Annotated in this window: 18 protein-coding genes and 1 pseudogene; 11 read left to right on the top strand and 8 right to left on the bottom strand. The window is 58.8% G+C overall.

Translation table 11 applies throughout. The annotated features are described in order from the left end of the window. Window positions 1–34: 34 nt before the first annotated feature. Window positions 35–418, bottom strand: a complete 384-nt coding sequence (locus BOO69_RS19730; RefSeq protein ID WP_071974111.1) for a hypothetical protein — start codon at window positions 416–418, stop codon at window positions 35–37. Between the two features lie 210 nt (window positions 419–628). Between BOO69_RS19730 and BOO69_RS19725 the strand changes: the two genes are divergently transcribed. The 3 genes from BOO69_RS19725 (at window position 629) to BOO69_RS19715 (ending at window position 1,657) form a co-directional block, all read left to right on the top strand. Continuing rightward, a complete protein-coding gene (locus BOO69_RS19725; protein ID WP_418361313.1) occupies window positions 629–880 on the top strand; it encodes a hypothetical protein in 252 nt (83 codons plus the stop codon). A 124-nt stretch (window positions 881–1,004) separates the two neighbouring features. Then, entirely contained in the window at window positions 1,005–1,262 is a 258-nt protein-coding gene (locus tag BOO69_RS19720; protein ID WP_071974110.1) for a helix-turn-helix domain-containing protein, read from the top strand. A 167-nt stretch (window positions 1,263–1,429) separates the two neighbouring features. Further along, window positions 1,430–1,657, top strand: coding sequence for a hypothetical protein (locus tag BOO69_RS19715; protein WP_009503808.1), 228 nt, complete (start codon window positions 1,430–1,432; stop codon window positions 1,655–1,657). Between the two features lie 119 nt (window positions 1,658–1,776). Here the strand turns inward: BOO69_RS19715 and BOO69_RS19710 are convergent, their stop codons facing one another. Further along, the gene (locus tag BOO69_RS19710) at window positions 1,777–2,523 is read right to left on the bottom strand and encodes a hypothetical protein (protein ID WP_237267638.1); all 747 of its coding nucleotides are present in this window, start codon (window positions 2,521–2,523) and stop codon (window positions 1,777–1,779) included. A gap of 203 nt (window positions 2,524–2,726) precedes the next feature. On the opposite strand from BOO69_RS19710, the gene BOO69_RS19705 reads away from it, so the two are divergent. From BOO69_RS19705 to BOO69_RS19675, 7 genes and pseudogenes are all read left to right on the top strand, one after another. Beyond that, complete coding sequence (locus BOO69_RS19705; RefSeq protein WP_071974108.1) at window positions 2,727–5,054, top strand: heavy metal translocating P-type ATPase; 2,328 nt, start codon at window positions 2,727–2,729, stop codon at window positions 5,052–5,054. 18 nt (window positions 5,055–5,072) lie between these two features. Further along, complete coding sequence (locus BOO69_RS23130) at window positions 5,073–5,477, top strand: hypothetical protein (RefSeq protein ID WP_156875010.1); 405 nt, start codon at window positions 5,073–5,075, stop codon at window positions 5,475–5,477. A 70-nt stretch (window positions 5,478–5,547) separates the two neighbouring features. Further along, window positions 5,548–5,985: a FixH family protein gene (locus tag BOO69_RS19700; protein ID WP_237267637.1), complete on the top strand. Its 438-nt coding sequence runs from the start codon at window positions 5,548–5,550 to the stop codon at window positions 5,983–5,985. Then, window positions 5,982–7,043: an efflux RND transporter periplasmic adaptor subunit gene (locus BOO69_RS19695; protein WP_237267636.1), complete on the top strand. Its 1,062-nt coding sequence runs from the start codon at window positions 5,982–5,984 to the stop codon at window positions 7,041–7,043. Before BOO69_RS19700 ends, BOO69_RS19695 begins: the two co-directional genes overlap by 4 nt. Next, window positions 6,988–8,114, top strand: a protein-coding gene (locus BOO69_RS19685) for an IS3 family transposase (RefSeq protein ID WP_156875009.1) whose coding sequence is annotated in 2 segments (ribosomal slippage) — window positions 6,988–7,252 and window positions 7,252–8,114 — 1,128 coding nt in all. Because the reading frame shifts where the segments join, the coding sequence is not laid out codon by codon here. The genes BOO69_RS19695 and BOO69_RS19685 overlap by 56 nt, the downstream gene beginning before the upstream one ends. A 20-nt stretch (window positions 8,115–8,134) precedes the next feature. Then, complete coding sequence (locus tag BOO69_RS19680) at window positions 8,135–8,281, top strand: integrase core domain-containing protein (RefSeq protein ID WP_418361312.1); 147 nt, start codon at window positions 8,135–8,137, stop codon at window positions 8,279–8,281. A 36-nt stretch (window positions 8,282–8,317) separates the two neighbouring features. After that, window positions 8,318–10,270, top strand: a pseudogene (locus BOO69_RS19675) (efflux RND transporter permease subunit); the annotation flags it as partial. Window positions 10,271–10,319: 49 nt separating this feature from the next. On the opposite strand, the gene BOO69_RS19670 reads toward BOO69_RS19675, so the two are convergent. Beyond that, window positions 10,320–11,348, bottom strand: a complete 1,029-nt coding sequence (locus BOO69_RS19670) for a sialidase family protein (protein ID WP_237267635.1) — start codon at window positions 11,346–11,348, stop codon at window positions 10,320–10,322. Here BOO69_RS19670 and BOO69_RS23465 point away from each other — a divergent pair. Continuing rightward, window positions 11,341–11,613 (top strand): hypothetical protein, encoded by a 273-nt coding sequence (locus BOO69_RS23465; protein WP_237267634.1) that lies wholly within the window; start codon window positions 11,341–11,343, stop codon window positions 11,611–11,613. The two genes, BOO69_RS19670 and BOO69_RS23465, sit on opposite strands and share 8 nt — an antisense overlap. Before the next feature lie 43 nt (window positions 11,614–11,656). Here BOO69_RS23465 and BOO69_RS19665 read toward each other — a convergent pair whose 3' ends face one another. From BOO69_RS19665 to BOO69_RS19645, 5 genes are all read right to left on the bottom strand, one after another. After that, complete coding sequence (locus BOO69_RS19665; protein WP_071974158.1) at window positions 11,657–12,097, bottom strand: c-type cytochrome; 441 nt, start codon at window positions 12,095–12,097, stop codon at window positions 11,657–11,659. Between the two features lie 14 nt (window positions 12,098–12,111). After that, the gene (locus tag BOO69_RS19660) at window positions 12,112–13,416 is read right to left on the bottom strand and encodes an ABC transporter transmembrane domain-containing protein (protein ID WP_071974104.1); all 1,305 of its coding nucleotides are present in this window, start codon (window positions 13,414–13,416) and stop codon (window positions 12,112–12,114) included. Window positions 13,417–13,424: 8 nt separating this feature from the next. Then, the gene (locus BOO69_RS19655) at window positions 13,425–13,955 is read right to left on the bottom strand and encodes a cupredoxin domain-containing protein (RefSeq protein ID WP_071974103.1); all 531 of its coding nucleotides are present in this window, start codon (window positions 13,953–13,955) and stop codon (window positions 13,425–13,427) included. 86 nt (window positions 13,956–14,041) lie between these two features. Continuing rightward, window positions 14,042–14,758: a copper-binding protein gene (locus BOO69_RS19650; RefSeq protein ID WP_071974102.1), complete on the bottom strand. Its 717-nt coding sequence runs from the start codon at window positions 14,756–14,758 to the stop codon at window positions 14,042–14,044. 46 nt (window positions 14,759–14,804) lie between these two features. Continuing rightward, complete coding sequence (locus tag BOO69_RS19645) at window positions 14,805–16,163, bottom strand: multicopper oxidase family protein (protein ID WP_156875008.1); 1,359 nt, start codon at window positions 16,161–16,163, stop codon at window positions 14,805–14,807.

The raw sequence follows: 16,163 nt of genomic DNA, 5'->3' as shown, positions 1-16,163 counted from the left end.
CGCCGTGGCCGGTGTGGCCAGCAGCCAGAGGAGGTTAGCTGTCAGCGCTCTTGTCTGACGGGGTCTTGGTCGAGGCAGTTTTGTCGGCTGAGGAGAGCTTGTGGCTCCGGCTTGTGCCTGCGACGAGGGGTAGGTCGACATGCGCAAAGCCGAGACCCAGAAAGAAAGACACCACGCCGGAGACGGTCTTGAACTCGCGGATCTTGATGTCGTTGTAGGTCGTTCGGGTGCGGGCAGTGACGAGAAGCTTTTCGACACCCTCGTCCGACACGACGCGCATGATCCAGACCCCGTAATAGCTGGGGCCCTTCTTGTGTGCTGACTCCTGGCACAGGATTTCTGCGCTATAGCCGCTTTCCACGAGCTCGCGGAACCTGGCTTCCGTAACCACATTCGGTGCTTCGATGTCCCAGTTCATGGCCCGGCTCACGCTTTCTCCAATGGCGCGACCCTAGGCATTCCCACTTGAAGCCCAGAGTTACGATAGTATACTATCAACCGCAAGATGTAATATCGTGCTTTAGCTGTAGTTTGGTTGCGCAAACACTAGTCACGGCCAGTGTCTGCGATCAAGGAGATAACAGGTTTGAGAAACCCAAGGTTGACATGCCTGCTCCAATTGCAAGCTATAGTCCTTCTAATCTGCGTTCCCTGGCCGGTTTTGGCGGAATCCTGCTTCGCCCCGGCCCGTCCTTTCCTGCCAAGCGATTCGCAGGCGGCGCGGGACTATGCGGACATCATCCGTGGCGATTTCGAAGACTACATCCAGGATATCCAGAGCTACTTCCGTTGCCTCGACAGCGAACGCGCCCGCGCTTTCGAGGAAGCGCGCGAAGTCAGCGAGGACTATGGCCGATTTCTGCAATTGGTAGGGGATTGATGGGCAACCTCGGGACCATCAGACTTGCAGCCCATGGAAACCAGACGCCGATAACACCCTCATATATCTACTTTTTAGATAACAGATTTCATCCGCTAGCGACGTCACAAAAGGTATGTGACGCGTGGCAAAAACAATCAGAAGCACGGGACAGATGGCACTCTGCCAAGCATTGGTCGACGCCCGCATCAAGGCGGGCCTCGGTCAGGAGGACTTGGCGATCAAGCTCAAGTGCCATCAATCCCTCGTGGCGCGAATTGAAAGCGGCCAGCGCCGGGTCGACGTCGTCGAACTGGTCGTTCTCGCCCGCGCCATCGGCTTTGACCCCTTCAAGGTTCTGGCGATCGTCGACGCCGCCACGGAGCCCGACCACAGAATTTGAGAAAAATGCAAATTTGGGGCGTACCGCTTTGGATGTCCCTTCGTGAAATCCGCTACCTCAAGGAAGAGCAGTTAGCCAACATCCACCAATTGCGTCATGCTGTGCAGGCGAAGCCTGGGAACACGATGCCGCGATTGCAGCGCCAAAGTGCAGGAAGTCAGTAAACAGTGGACGATGATAATGGTGAAGGCGTCGCGATTGCCAATCTGATCGGGACCGACGGGCGCAGCGTTGTTGGTTGGGTTTATAGCTGGACTACAGGCGCGCACGCGGTGATGTGGGACGTCCATGGACCCCAGCCGGTATCGAAAATCCGGCCTGATATAAGTGACGAACAGAAGCAAGAAATCGACTTCGAGGCGCTCATGCGGATCGGAAGAGACGAGGGCGGGTGAGGAGGGCTACCCTGCGGCGTTTGCCGAAATGCCAAACCGCACTGCGACGACTAACGCGCGAGGTGGCATTGCACATGTCCGCGAAACCAATCTTACAGTCCGAGCCATTTTGCTTAAGTTCAGTAGTTCACCTGTTCAAAGCCGTAGTTGCCCTCGTAGTCACGCCAGTCGACGAAAACGGATCGATGATAGATACCGGGGCAATTCTGGCCCCATCGTTCGAGACCGGCATGGGCGGCTGGTAGGGCGGTTATGGAGGACCTCTGCCAGGCGAAGTCACCTTGCGTTCCATATGTGCCGAGGACCACGGTGGCACTACGGTTGCAGTCGCCGTCGCGTCCGGATTCGTGCTGTCGCGCATACCGGACATCAAAGACGCGGATGGACCGCACGAAGTTGAACTCAGGTCCGCTGATATCAATGTCCGCGCGATCTTGAACGAGCCGGAGGGCCTGCTCGGCGGGAACAAGGTAGTCTGGGGCTTCTGAGGTGCGCCAAGCGGCCGCAATTGGGTCAGCGGTATCGTGCGCTGGAAAGGATTGTCGCGGACCAGTGCCGTTGTACTGGAAGAACGCTTCAAAGATGCGGTCTGAACTGTTTGGTGCTGGAGCGGTCTCAAAGGAAGCGCCCATAGGACAGCGCCAGATTTGAAGCGGAGGTTCCACCGGCCAAGGCGTAATGCGTCGGATGAATTCGGCTCGAGCTCTGGCGCATGGCACGGAAGCAGGCCAGCCGCCAGACAGGCACAGAAGGATCGCGCAATCGATCGGGTACGTCTGCGCGCGGGCGGGTAACGGCAGCGAAAAACCTGTCACGGTCAAAGCGACCGCGACCGGGGGGAGGAGCTTCTTGAGTAAATGGCGCATGCTGTGGAGCCTCCGTGACAGGAGTTCAGCATACATACAATAATATACTCTCGCAACACTAAGTATAACGACGCATAATGAAGTTTATGTAATATATTGGCAGTATCAATCAGCTTTCCTTCGCTAATCAGCAATCCAAGCTTGACCTTCCAGTTGATGGAAGCTTCATCTTAGGAGTCGGCATCATTTTGGAGGGCTAGAGCATGATACAGGTAACAGAACCGCACCCGCGAGAGCAGTCATCCGATCAGGCCAAGGATCCAGTTTGCGGCATGTCCGTCACTATGTCTCCGGAGGCCCGTCAGGCGGATTATGACGGTGAAACCTTCTACTTCTGCTCCGATAAGTGCCAGACCAGGTTCGAGGCCGATCCGATCTACTATGCCTCAGGTACGGCATCGGATCACAGCATGACCCCGAAAGCCGGGACTCAGTACACCTGCCCAATGCACCCCGAGATAGTTCGTGACGAGCCCGGCGCCTGTCCGATCTGCGGCATGGCGCTTGAACCGATGGTGCCGTCGGATGAACCCAGCGAAGAACTGACCGACTTTACCCGCCGAATGTGGATCAGTGCCGCCGCGGCCGTTCCTCTGGTTATCCTGACTATGGGAGAGCTGGTCGGTTTGCCGGTCCGGGACTGGATCGGACATCGGCTGGCGACATACATCGAGTTTGTGTTGGCGACGCCGATCGTGCTGTGGGCGGCGAAGCCGTTTTTCGTGCGGGGTTGGGCGTCGATCGTGAACCGCTCACCCAACATGTGGACGCTGATCGCGATTGGTGTCGGCGCGGCATATCTCTATTCGCTGGTCGCCACGTTCCTTCCTGGTGTGTTTCCGGACGAGTACCGAATGGGCGCGGGTGTCGGCACCTATTTTGAAGCTGCCGTCGTCATCATCACTCTGATTTTCGTCGGGCAGGTTCTGGAATTGCGGGCGCGTGAACGGACCGGCAATGCCATCCGGGCACTGCTCGATCTAACGCCGAAAACCGCGCGGCGTATCCTGCCCGACGGCACCGAATACGACGCACCGCTGGAAAACATCGTGGAGGGAGATCGCTTAAGGGTTCGCCCGGGCGACGCGGTCCCCGTCGACGCCAAGGTCATTGACGGCACGTCTTCCATCGACGAGAGCATGATCACTGGCGAGCCAATGCCAGTCGAAAAAGGCCCCGGCGATACGGTCACCGGCGGCACGATCAACAAGAACGGCTCGCTTGTCATAGAAGCCGCCCGAGTGGGGGCCGACACGATGCTGAGTCAGATCGTCGAGATGGTCTCGAACGCGCGGCGATCCCGTGCACCGATCCAGGGGCTCGCGGACCAGGTTTCTTCCTATTTCGTGCCGACCGTTGTCGTGGTCGCCATCCTTTCCTTCGCCGCTTGGCTCGGCTTCGGGCCCGAACCGGCACTCGTCTTTGCTATCGCCTCGGCGGTGTCAGTGCTGATCATCGCCTGCCCCTGTGCTCTGGGTCTGGCGACCCCGATTTCGATCACGACGGCCGCAGGTCGCGGTGCGCAGGCGGGTGTCCTGATCAAGGACGCCGAAGCGCTGGAACGCATGGCCAAGGTCGATACGCTGATCGTCGATAAGACCGGCACCCTGACCGAAGGCAAGCCGACGCTAACCGATGTGAACGCTTTGGACGACGAGTCCGAAGAAACCATTCTGACCCTCGCGGCTGCCTTGGAAAAAGGCTCCGAGCACCCGCTGGCAGAGGCCATCGTCGAAGGCGCGAAAGAGAGAGGTATCAAAGTCGGCAATGCCGAGAACTTCGAAGCCGTGACCGGCAAGGGTGTGAGCGGAACCGTCTCGGGCCGAGCCGTCGCGCTTGGCAACACCGCGATGATGCGCGACATGTCCCTCGACACCTCCGCAGCAGAGGAGGCAGCGGATGTTCTGCGCAGCGAAGGCAAGACGGCCATGTTAGTGGCCATAGACGGAAAACTGTCCGGCATCGTCGCGGTCGCCGACCCGATCAAGGAAACGACGGCCGAGGCCATCAAGGAATTGCACGAGGCGGGCCTGCGGATAATCATGGCTACGGGTGATAACGAACGCACAGCAAGGGCTGTGGCGCAGCGTCTTGGCATCGACGAAGTCCGGGCCGGCGTTCTCCCGGAAGACAAAAAGGCACTGGTGGACGAGCTTCACGCGAATGGCAAAAAGGTCGCCATGGCCGGCGATGGTGTCAACGACGCGCCTGCCCTCGCGGCAGCGGATGTCGGCCTTGCCATGGGCACGGGTGCGGACGTGGCGGTTGAAAGCGCGGGCATCACTCTCTTGCGCGGCGATTTGAACGGTATCGTCAAGGCACGGACGCTGGCCGTGGCGACGATCCGTAACATACGCCAGAACCTGTTCTGGGCCTTTGCCTACAATACGCTCGGTGTGCCCTTAGCCGCGGGCGTGCTCTACCCGGTATTCGGGCTGTTGATGTCGCCCATGTTCGCCGCCGCCGCAATGAGCCTCTCGTCGGTCTCGGTCATCGCGAACGCGCTCAGACTACGGCGATTGAGGCTTTAGACGATCCGCGTATTGAGCGTGAAGCTGGACGACACTTCTATTTCAGCAAAACGTGTATTGCTGATCTATGAGAACTTCAGCATAGCATGCTGCATGTTATTCAAAACGCGCCTTTTTCTGGTTGCTCTGTTGGTTGGCGCTGTTCTGGTGCAAATCAATCTTGCGTCCATTTCAAGTGTGGACCCAGCGCCTGCTATGGCTATGCAGAGCGATTGCTGCCCGAACGACTGCCCGGACATGCCGGAATGCGACGCTGCCTGCATTTCTACGACGCAATGTCGTGTGGCCCCGATCGTGGCCGAGCTCGAACGAGTGATCCTGGCGAACCTGCCTCGGTCCGGACGTGCCGGGTACGTGCGGACTGAGGCAACGGCGATTCTGCAACAGGCGGACGGCGGATTGCAAAGACCGCCCAAAGCATAGCGGTTCTGGTGCCAGTCGCACCAACAGCCGCGCGCCGATGTAACGTTTAGACCAGTTCCAGGTCGATACGATGGTCGGCGTTCCCGTTGCCCGTCAATACAGGCGTATCATGCCCCGTTATATTCACAGCGCCCTTGCTGCCCTCGTGGTCGCAGCCCAGCTTTCCGTGCCGGTGGCACAGGCCGCTGCATCTGATTACATTCTCGTTCTTGTCGAGACGACTTATCCCTTAGGAGACGATGCGGTTCTAGAAGTTCGTCTGATTGATACCCGCACCAATGCGCCCGTGGAGGGCGCCGTCATCTTTGCCACAAGGCTGGATATGGCGCCGGACGGGATGGAGACGATGACTTCACCGGTCTTGGCGTTACCCGGCGAAGAGCCGGGTCTCTATCGCTTCTCTGCCGATCTGACGATGGACGGAAACTGGCGCTTTTCCGTTGCGGCCAAGGTGCAGGGCGAGATGGAAACCGTTCAGGCACAGATCGTGATCGAGGTACAGCCATGAGCGCCTTTGGCAAACTGGTGCTGATCGCCGTCGTTGGCAGCGCGGCTGGATGGGTTGGCCTTGCGGCGGGCGGCAAAGGCTGGACGCCTGCGATGCTGACGGATGTGGCGCAGACGCAGTTCACAGCACTTTTGGGACGTGAAGCTGATGCGATGCCGGCCGAAATCCGATCGGCGATGGGCCCGATTATCTACTATCGACACCCTGACGGTCTTGCAGAATGGTCCGCGGTGCCGACCGACACCGTCGATGGCAAGGCGTTTCTGCCGGTGCTGGCAAGCGAAGATGTGTCGTTTAACCCAGAGGCGCCCAACCCCCTAGAGGCGAAAATTGGCGAACGAACCGTTCTCTACTACCGGCATCCGATGGGCCTGCCTGATACGTCTCCGGTGCCAAAGCAGGATTCCATGGGCATGGACTACCTTCCCGTTTTTGCCGATGAGGCAAACGATGCCGGATCGGTGACCGTATCGCCCGGCAAACTACAGCGCACCGGCGTACGTACGTCAGTTGCGGTGCTCAAGCCCATGGCAACGACGGTTCGAGCGCCGGGGATCGTCGCGCTAGATGAGCGTCGAGTTAGCGTCATTTCATTGCGTGCGGATGCTTTCATCGAAGAAGTTGAGGATGTAACGACCGGATCAATCGTTGAAGCGGGCGAACCGCTGGCGATGCTCTATTCTCCGGATATCGTCTCGGCGGCCGCACAGTATGTTTCGGACCTGCGAAGTGGTGAAGGGCGCGTGGAAGGCAGCCGTCAAAGGCTGGCAAACTTGGGTGTTCCCGTGTCAGTGATCGACAAGATCGCGGCGGACAGGCGTGCGCCGGTGCAAATCAGCCTGATGGCACCGCGGTCGGGCGTGGTTCTGGAACGAATGGCCGTCGAAGGCATGATGTCCGAGGCTGGCGAAACGCTGTTTCGTATTGCCGATACTGGAGCGCCCCCATTGAAGTGGTCCACTTGGAGGGTTCGGATGAGCCCGATTTCAGGAGGACCAGGGAATGGCAGGGAAACGACCGAAGCCGGAGGAGATCGTCTCGAAGCTGCGCCAGGTTGAGGTGCTGCAGGGCCAGGGAATGTCGATCGCGGACGCCGTCCGCCAGATCGGCGTCACGCAGCAGACGTACTACCGCTGGCGGAAGCTTTACGGCGGGATGGGCCGTGATCAGCTGAAACGCCTGAAGGAGCTTGAGAAGGAGAACCAGCGGCTGCGACGTGCAGTGTCTGACCTGACGCTGGACAAGCTGATCCTGACGGAGGCGGCACAGGGAAACTTCTGAGCCCTTCGCGCCGCCGGCGGTGCATCGACCACGTGCGGCAGGTTCACGGTGTCTCCGAACGCCGGGCCTGCCGCGCTCTTGGCCAGCACCGCTCGACCCAGCGCAAGATCCCGCAAGGCCAGCCGGATGAAGAGCGCCTGACCGACGACATCATCGAGTTGGCCCGCAAGTACGGCCGGTACGGCTACCGGATGATCACCGGCATGCTCAACCAATCCGGCTGGCATGTGAACCACAAGCGGGTCGAGCGGATCTGGCGGCGCGAAGGGCTGAAAGTCCCGCAGAAGCAACCGAAGAAGGGCCGGCTCTGGCTGAACGACGGTTCGTGCGTCCGGCTCCGGCCGGAACGCCGCAACCACGTCTGGAGCTATGACTTCGTCCAGGATCGAACCCACGACGGAAGGATCTTCCGCACACTGAACATCATCGATGAGTTCACGAAGGAGGCGCTGACGATCCGTGTCGATCGCAAGCTCAACTCGACCGACGTCGTCGACGCGCTGACGGATCTCTTCATCCTGCGGGGGCCACCCGAGTTCATCCGCTCCGACAACGGCCCCGAGTTCATCGCTGAGAAGGTACGGGACTGGATCGCCGCCGTCGGCGCCAAGACCGCATTCATCGAACCCGGATCACCGTGGGAGAATGGCTACTGCGAGAGCTTCAACGCCCGATTCCGCGATGAGCTGCTGAATGGGGAGATCTTCTTTTCGCTCCGCGAGGCCCAGATCCTCATCGAGCAGTGGCGGCGCCACTACAACACCGTGCGCCCGCACAGCGCCCTTGGCTACCGGCCACCTGCCCCGGAGAGCTTCATCCCGATGGACCAGAGGCCGGTCATGCACTAACAGTTTGAATGGACCACCTCGTGGGGGCCCTCCACCGCGAGGCCCAGATCCTCATCGAGCAGTGGCGGCGCCACTACAACACCGTGCGCCCGCACAGCGCCCTTGGCTACCGGCCACCTGCCCCGGAGAGCTTCATCCCGATGGACCAGAAGCCGGTCATGCACTAACAGTTTGAATGGACCACCTCGTGGGGGCCCTCCACGATGATCGACGCGGCCATTGTGATGATCGAAAATGCGCACAAACACCTCGAACGGGCCGCCCCTGACAAGCCACGCATCCAGGTGCTGATCGAAGCGGCAAGCGAGGTCGGCCCCGCGCTATTCTTCAGCTTGCTGATCATCACCGTCTCGTTTCTGCCGATCTTTGCGCTGGAAGGACAGGAGGGACGTATGTTCGGCCCGCTGGCCTATACCAAGACGTTTGCAATGGCGTCGGCGGCGTTCCTGTCGCTGACGCTGGTGCCTGCGTTGATGGTGGTTTTCGTGCGGGGTCGGATCATCCCTGAACACAGGAATCCGGTAAACCGCGTGCTGATCGCGGTCTACCGCCCGATTATCGGCGCCGTGTTGAAGGCTAAGAGCCTCACGATCATCGTGGCCATTGCGGCACTGGTAATCACCATCTGGCCCGCGCGCCAGCTGGGGTCTGAATTCATGCCCGTCCTGAACGAGGGCACACTTATGTACATGCCGACCACGCTGCCCGGGCTGTCGGTCACCAAGGCCGCCGACTTGATGCAGACCCAGGACCGCATCATCAAGACCTTCCCCGAAGTGCTGTCGGTTTTTGGTAAAGCAGGCCGCGCGCTGACTGCAACCGACCCGGCACCGACGGAGATGTTCGAGACGATCATCCAGCTCCGCCCGGAAGACGAATGGCGTCCCGGTGTGACCATTGAAAGCCTGCGACAGGAAATGGATGCCGCGCTGCAATTTCCCGGCGTATCGAACGCCTGGACGATGCCGATTCGGGCACGCATTGATATGCTGGCCACCGGCATCCGCACACCAGTGGGGATCAAGGTCTTCGGTTCCAGCCTGACCGAGATGGAAAAGGTCGCCCGTGAGGTGGAAGCCGTGGTCCGCACGGTGCCTGGAACGACCAGCGCCTATGCCGAACGGGTGATCGGCGGCTATTACCTTGACATCACCCCGGATCGTACAGCGCTCGGCCGCTACGGTCTGTCGGTGCAGGATGTGCAGGAGGTGATCGGCATGGCATTGGGGGCCAAGGCCATCACGCAGACCGTCGAGGGCCGCGAGCGCTACGACGTCGCAGTGCGCTATCCGGCGACACTGAGGTCCGATCCGGAGGCCATCGGACGCGAGGTTCAAGTGGCGCTGCCGGGCGGTGGCACAATTCCACTTGGGGACGTAGCCACCATCGAACGCACCCGTGGGGCCACTTCGATCCGCACCGAAAACGGACAGCTTGCCGTCTATATCTTCGTCGATATCGTCGGACGCGATCTGGGTGGCTTCGTGGCCGAAGCCCAGGCGGCGGTCGCGGCGTCCGTCACCCTGCCCCCCGGCTATTCCTTGGGCTGGAGCGGGCAGTTCGAGTACCTTGAACGTGCGAAACAGCGGCTGGCCACAGTTGTGCCGTTAACGCTGGCGCTGATCTTTCTGCTGCTTTACCTGAACTTCCGCCGTCTGACGGAAACGCTGATCGTGATGCTGTCGCTGCCCTTCGCGCTAGTGGGCGGCATTTGGCTGATGTGGTTCATGGGCTTCAACATGTCGGTTGCGGTGGCCGTCGGGTTTATCGCGCTGGCCGGGGTGGCGGCTGAAACCGGTGTGATCATGTTGATCTATCTCGATCAGGCGTTGAATGAAGCGCGTGACCGCGCGGGCGGCCGCGACCTGACCCGCGACGAACTCTACGCCGCGATCATGGTGGGTGCAGTAGACCGCGTTCGCCCCAAGATGATGACAGTTGTCGCAATCATGGCCGGCCTGATGCCGATCCTATGGGCGCATGGCACCGGGTCCGAGATCATGCAGCGCATCGCCGTTCCAATGATCGGCGGGATGGTGTCGTCAACTTTGCTGACCCTGATCGTCATTCCGGCGGTTTATGCCATCATCAAAGGCTGGAGCCTCAAGAAGGCCGGTACAGCGCCTGATTTGGCCCTCGGGCAGGCCGCAGAATAAGGGCAACAGCATTAAAGAGGCATTGGGAATCGAGATGAATGCTTGAAACCTATGGCGTCAGAGCGACTTCAACGACGCGAATGGTGGTACTGCCGTCCGCGCCGCTGATTGGTTGCGTCCAGGCCACAAACGCCCCGGTTCCGCCAAGCGCCATCCTCGGAAAACCGACCGATCCGCCGCCTCGATTGATGTGGAGCGCCTGAGGCGCGACACATCCGGCATCTGGCGTTACGTGGCACATGACGATCGCTTCACCGCCTCCCACATATTCGATCCAGAGCGCCAATGCGCTGCCATCTGCAAATTGCAGGACGTCCACCCGACCTGCGGCTGCGCCGAGGTCAATGCGGAGCGGTTCGTCGAACTGCGCACCGCCATCGTCCGAAAAGGCGATACGAACCTTCGGCTCGTTCTCGGCTGCCGTGAACCAGATAACGGAAATCCTGTCGCCCATGGTATCAATGGCCGGGCCATTGACGGGGCATCCGGCGATTTCCCATCCGTCGTTATGGATCGTGGCGGGCTCCGTCCACTCCCCGTCGGCCTGCCGGACAGCCGATATATCGCGAATTTCATCTGCGGTTCGGTCACGATAGACGGCCACTATGTCGCCCGAGCCTGTCCGGGCTGCGGACGTCTGACAACACGTACAGGTGCGCACATCCAACAAGCTTTCTGCATTCAACGTCCCGTCGGAGTTGATCTGCCGCGCGCGCAACTGCATCGCATTCTCGAAGCTCTCGCCTTCCGTCTGACTGTCATACTCGCGGCCATCCAGCCATAAAGCCGTCAATCCGCCGAACTGGTCGGGTACCAACGAAACAAAACCATGCTCACGTTGGGACCTGTCATCGTGAGGGACAATCGGGTCCGTCCAGCTTCTGCCTTCATCTTTGGAAAAAGCGATTTTGACGTCGTATTGGTAATCGCCCGGTCCATTCAGCTCTAGCCATTGTGCCGCCAAACCGCCACCAGCAAGCGCCACTACCGAAGGGAAGTCGGCCCAGTTGATGTAAGTCTTTGACGATACATTAATTGTGCGGACGTCCGACCACTCACTGCCGTTGAGGATGGCCATGCGAACTTCCGCTTCGGTTCCGCTTTCTTCGGTCCAGCTCAGTAAAACCCTGCCATCCGACAAGGGTGCGAGTGATGGTTCGCGCGCATTGATGCCAACAGGTGATCCGCGGTCGGTCAATCTGAATAAACCGGTTTCCTCCGCGTATGATGCGGTGGACGAAGCGAACAATGCACCAAGGATCAGAGTCGACGCAGCAGAACATTTAATCATGAACAGAATTTTCCCACCAGCTATTGCTTTTCTGTGGCAACCCGAATGCTAATTGGCCGTGAGCCAACTCCCATTCTTTTGACCGACGAAAATGCTTAGTCAATTCCGTTGGTCCGCTGCAAAGCTCGAATGTACGCCACGATAGCAAGGATGTCTGAGCGCGTCACGCCTTCAACCGCTGGCATGTTGCCAAATTCCCAGTGGTGCGCCCGAACTCCATTCTGCGCTGCGAGGACAAACGCCATGTCGCCGTGGTGGCTGGGTTCATAGATCTTGTGAACAAGCGGAGGAGCGATGCCATCTTGGCCCTGCGCGTTTCGACCGTGGCAAGCGGAACAGACCGCATCATAAGCGCTTGCGCCGATTTGCTCCTGCTCTGTGAAACTGTTTGGTAGCTTGACAGTAGCGAGAGCACCCGCGGAAAGCGCGATGCCCTCCTCCCTCTGGACGCCCGTCCGAGTGTGGCTCGGTTGCACAAAGAACCATACTGCTGCAGCGACGGCGACCAGAGCGAAAAATATCGCTGCCCATCTCATACTATCAAACTCTTTCATGATGTTGCGATGGCCCCCTGCCTTTTTAGAGACGAAGCCGGGCATCTCAGTGGGGCTTGCTCGAATTGACTGACCTCCTGCGGCATGGTGTTGTCTGCTTGAACAATTGCGGATTGCTGGATCGATTTGTTGAAAAAGGTCGTGATTTCGTGGTACCGGATCCGCGTGTCTTCCAGCGTCTGATAGTAATTGAAGAGTTCTTTAAGCGGTGCCGAGAAGTCTTTGTGTGCGGCTAGGACGGCCACCAGGGCACCGAGTGTAATACGCCCTTCGATGACGAAATATCCTCCCAATGAGTAGAACAGGAATGGGGTCAGCGCGGTTAGAAAATTGTTGAGGGCCTTGATGAAGAACTTCAGGCGGAAAATCTTCCTGCGGACGTGCTCAAGCTCTCTAAAACTCGCTCCGGCCGGTAGCAGTCCGGTCGGATTGACCTGCCGTTCATGCAGCTGTTCGCTAAGCTGTCTGCCGAGCTGTCGGACTTCCTTGATTCTTGTACGTGAAAGGGCGTTGACACGCCGCTGTAGCTTGGGCAGCAGCACGAGCTGGATTGGCAGCACCGTCAGTGCGGCGGCACCCAACACAGGGTCCTGAACGAACATGAAAAACAGGATCGTCAACAGTGTACCACCTTGTAGGATTGGCAGCGTGAGGACATCTGCCGCGAAGCCACCTATGGGCTCAACTTCCTGTGCGAGAATAGGGACGATTTCGCTCTGGTTTCGGGAGTCGGGATCGCTGCGCCATTGCCGATAGACCAGCAGCCGGAAGCGCCGCAGAAAACGCTCAGCTACAAATCCCTTGAACACGTTAAGGCCATATTTGTTTAGCCCATTCAGGATGATCGCCAAAAGGTAGAGACCACAGAGAAGCATTAGGAAAACGACCTGATCGACGTCTCGTCCCAAAACGGCAACGGGGAAACGATCAGAATCCAAAGCGTTGTTTACGATCTGCTTTGGCAGTTCGAGGGTCAAATATAGAATAGGCATCGCGATGAGGCTGACTACAATCATCAATGCCTGCTGCCTTCTGGAGTAGCGCAGGACCGTGCTGAAAAGACTGCCTTCAAGCCCCCGTATGGGTTCGGGGTGGAACGTAGAGGTGTGACGGCGCTTCCAAAGCTTGAAAATGCCGCGAATAGCAAGATATGAGCCGACAGTGATCAGCAGCGCGGGTGCCAAGACCAGTATCAGATGAATGAACGGGTGAACCCAGTCTGGCGTCGCATCGCTGTAGTCGTACCCAAACGCGGCAGATACGTTGTGTACAAGCACGTGATACCTGTCCAGGAGTGACATCAAAAACTCTAACCCTTGGATTTCGGCGCAAGGTGATCGTGCACGATGATGACGCCCCACATGCCCGCTTCCCGGTGGCCGGGTATCAAGCACACGAACTCCAGGTTTGTCATATCGGAGAACTCCCAGATCAGGTCGGCATTTTGTCCACTTGGGATCAAAACCGAGTTGGCGCGATCATGTTGCATATCGGGGTGTTCGCGCATCCACTGCTGATGTTTCGCAATTTCGTCAAAGGAGCCGAGAAAGAACTCGTGATCCAGAGCGCCGGTATTGCCGATCAGAAACCGAACGACCGATCCCTTTTCAATCTGGATCGCGTCCGGCTCGAAGAGCATGTATCCGCTTTCTGTCTCCCTGATGGATATTTCGATCGTCCGGTCGAATGAGGAACCGACACCGGGCTTCCCGATCGCATCATGGCCAGGCAATTCAAAGGCCCGCGCATGAGGTTGCTGGCCTTTGCCACTGGAAGCGTTCACTGAGAAAGCCGGAAAGACGAGCACAAGGGCGGTGGTGCAGATTATCAGGAAATTCATAGTGCTCGGCTACCTCCGTAGCGCTTGATTTTATTGCCTCAAAGCGTTGGGGCCGGGCGTGTTCGCCTCGGCCCCATTGTCTATCTTCACTTCATCTGCGTGACAGTAAGCTTGCCCTTGACCCGGTCGGCAACGAACTCGATGTCCTGACCTTCCGCCATCTTGGCCATCATCGCTTCGTCCGCGCGGAACACCATCGTCATCGCGGGCATATCGAGGTTGACCAGAGGGCCGTGGATGATTGTGACCTTGCCGGCCTTTGCGTCGATCTTCTTGATGGTCCCGCTCGTATATTCCACGTCAGCCTCAGCCATCTGGTCCCCCACTGAGACCGCGCGGTGCATTCCGGATTCGTAGTGACCCGGAATCAGGCACGCCGCTTCGAACGTACCAGCATTCGCGAACGTCCAGACGACCTCACCCGAAGCGCCCGCATCGAGACGGATTCGGTTCGGGTCGTCGTGTTCCATATCCATCTTGGCCATTTCGATCTTGTGCTCGGCGTTGCGCTCGACTGTATCAAGGACGAATTCATGCTCCAGCTCACCCTTGTTCGTGATGTTGAAGCGGATGGTTTCACCCTCCTTGATGGTCATCTCTTCGCTCTCGATCAGCATTTCGCCTTCGTCGTTTTCGAGCAGAGTGACATCAATTGTGCGGTCCACATTGGCGGCTTCACCTGGCATGCCGATCATCATTGCGGCCGGCTTGGTCTCACCGTGCCCGCCACCATGTGTGCCTGCGGCAAATGCTGGTGCCGAAAGCACCAACGCGAAGCTTGTCGTCAAAAGAAGATTTCTCATTTCATTGTCCTGTAGGTTGGTTTGGTTGGAGTTGACGAAGGGCCGTTCAGCCCTTCGAGTTTGGTTTTGGTGTGAGAATGGTCTTTGGACTGTTGTTCGAGGCGAACTCGGGCAATTCGCCGGTCCATTCGTAGGCCATCTCGCCCGGAGGATTTTCGTACCAGCCGGGATCGGAGTAATCGTCCGCGTCGATGCCGTCCCGCACCTTTACGACCGAAAACATGCCGCCCATCTCGATGGGGCCGTAGGGGCCCCAACCCGTCATCATCGGGATGGTATTATCGGGCAGCGGCATTTCCATTTTCGCCATGTCCCCCATGCCGGACATGCCCATAGGCATGTATTCCGGCTGGAACTGACGAATCTTCTGGGTCAGCGGTTTCTTGTTGACACCGATGAACGTCGGCACATCGTGACCCATGGCATTCATCGTGTGGTGCGACTTGTGACAGTGGATCGCCCAGTCACCCAGATGGTCCGCGACGAACTCATAGGCGCGCATCGCGCCCACGGGGATGTCGATGCTGACCTCGGGCCATTGCGCGGCTTCCGGCACCCAGCCACCATCGGTACAGGTGACCTTGAAGTCATAGCCGTGCATGTGGATCGGGTGGTTTGTCATCGTCAGGTTGCCGACGCGCACGCGCACCTTGTCGCCCTTGTTCACGACCAGCGGATCGATGTCGGGGAAGATCCGACTGTTCCACGTCCACAGGTTGAAGTCCGTCATCGTCATGATGCGCGGCACATATGTGCCGGGATCGATGTCAAAGGCATTCAGCATGATCAGAAAATCGCGATCCACCGGCATGAAGGTGGGATCCTTGGGGTGGACCACGAACATGCCCATCATCCCCATCGCCATCTGCGCCATTTCGTCGCCATGGGGGTGATACATGAAGGTTCCCGATTTGACCAAGTCGAACTCGTAGACAAACGTTTTTCCTGGCGGGATGCTGGGATGACTCAACCCGGAGACCCCATCCATGCCCGAGGGCAGGATGAGCCCGTGCCAATGCACCGTGGTGCCTTCCGGCAGCTTGTTGGTGACGTAGATGCGGACCCGGTCGCCTTCGACTGCTTCGATCGTTGGACCGGTGGACTGGCCGTTGTAACCCCACAAATGCGCAATCATGCCGTCTGCAAGTTCGCGCTCTACCGGTTCGGCGACGAGGTGAAATTCCTTGACCCCGTTGTTCATCCGGTGCGGCAGGGTCCACCCGTTCAGCGTGACCACAGGTGTGTAGTCCGGCCCTGACGACGGACGCGCCGTAATCGCCGTTGCCGCACTGTCCATCTGCGCGGCTTCGGGGAGGCCCATGTTCAGGGTTTGACCCCAGGCTTTTGAAGAGACCAGCGTTGCACCTGCGGCGCCGGCTCCGAGTAATTGACGTCTGTTCAACAT

It is taken from the genome of Sulfitobacter alexandrii (assembly GCF_001886735.1).
GTDB lineage: Bacteria > Pseudomonadota > Alphaproteobacteria > Rhodobacterales > Rhodobacteraceae > Sulfitobacter > Sulfitobacter alexandrii.
Note: the sequence above shows the minus strand (reverse complement) of the source record. Positions and strands in the feature narration are given on the sequence as shown.

Coding starts and splice junctions, on each gene's coding strand:
- BOO69_RS19700 (WP_237267637.1), top strand. CDS start 5,548: ATGGTCGGCGTTCCCGTTGCCCGTCAATACAGGCGTATCATGCCCCGT.
- BOO69_RS19645 (WP_156875008.1), bottom strand. CDS start 16,163: ATGTTGAACAGACGTCAATTACTCGGAGCCGGCGCCGCAGGTGCAACG.
- BOO69_RS19660 (WP_071974104.1), bottom strand. CDS start 13,416: ATGTCACTCCTGGACAGGTATCACGTGCTTGTACACAACGTATCTGCC.
- BOO69_RS23465 (WP_237267634.1), top strand. CDS start 11,341: ATGGCCATGCGAACTTCCGCTTCGGTTCCGCTTTCTTCGGTCCAGCTC.
- BOO69_RS19650 (WP_071974102.1), bottom strand. CDS start 14,758: ATGAGAAATCTTCTTTTGACGACAAGCTTCGCGTTGGTGCTTTCGGCA.
- BOO69_RS19710 (WP_237267638.1), bottom strand. CDS start 2,523: ATGCGCCATTTACTCAAGAAGCTCCTCCCCCCGGTCGCGGTCGCTTTG.
- BOO69_RS19655 (WP_071974103.1), bottom strand. CDS start 13,955: ATGAATTTCCTGATAATCTGCACCACCGCCCTTGTGCTCGTCTTTCCG.
- BOO69_RS19670 (WP_237267635.1), bottom strand. CDS start 11,348: ATGGCCATCCTCAACGGCAGTGAGTGGTCGGACGTCCGCACAATTAAT.
- BOO69_RS19705 (WP_071974108.1), top strand. CDS start 2,727: ATGATACAGGTAACAGAACCGCACCCGCGAGAGCAGTCATCCGATCAG.
- BOO69_RS19665 (WP_071974158.1), bottom strand. CDS start 12,097: ATGAGATGGGCAGCGATATTTTTCGCTCTGGTCGCCGTCGCTGCAGCA.
- BOO69_RS19695 (WP_237267636.1), top strand. CDS start 5,982: ATGAGCGCCTTTGGCAAACTGGTGCTGATCGCCGTCGTTGGCAGCGCG.
- BOO69_RS19730 (WP_071974111.1), bottom strand. CDS start 418: ATGAACTGGGACATCGAAGCACCGAATGTGGTTACGGAAGCCAGGTTC.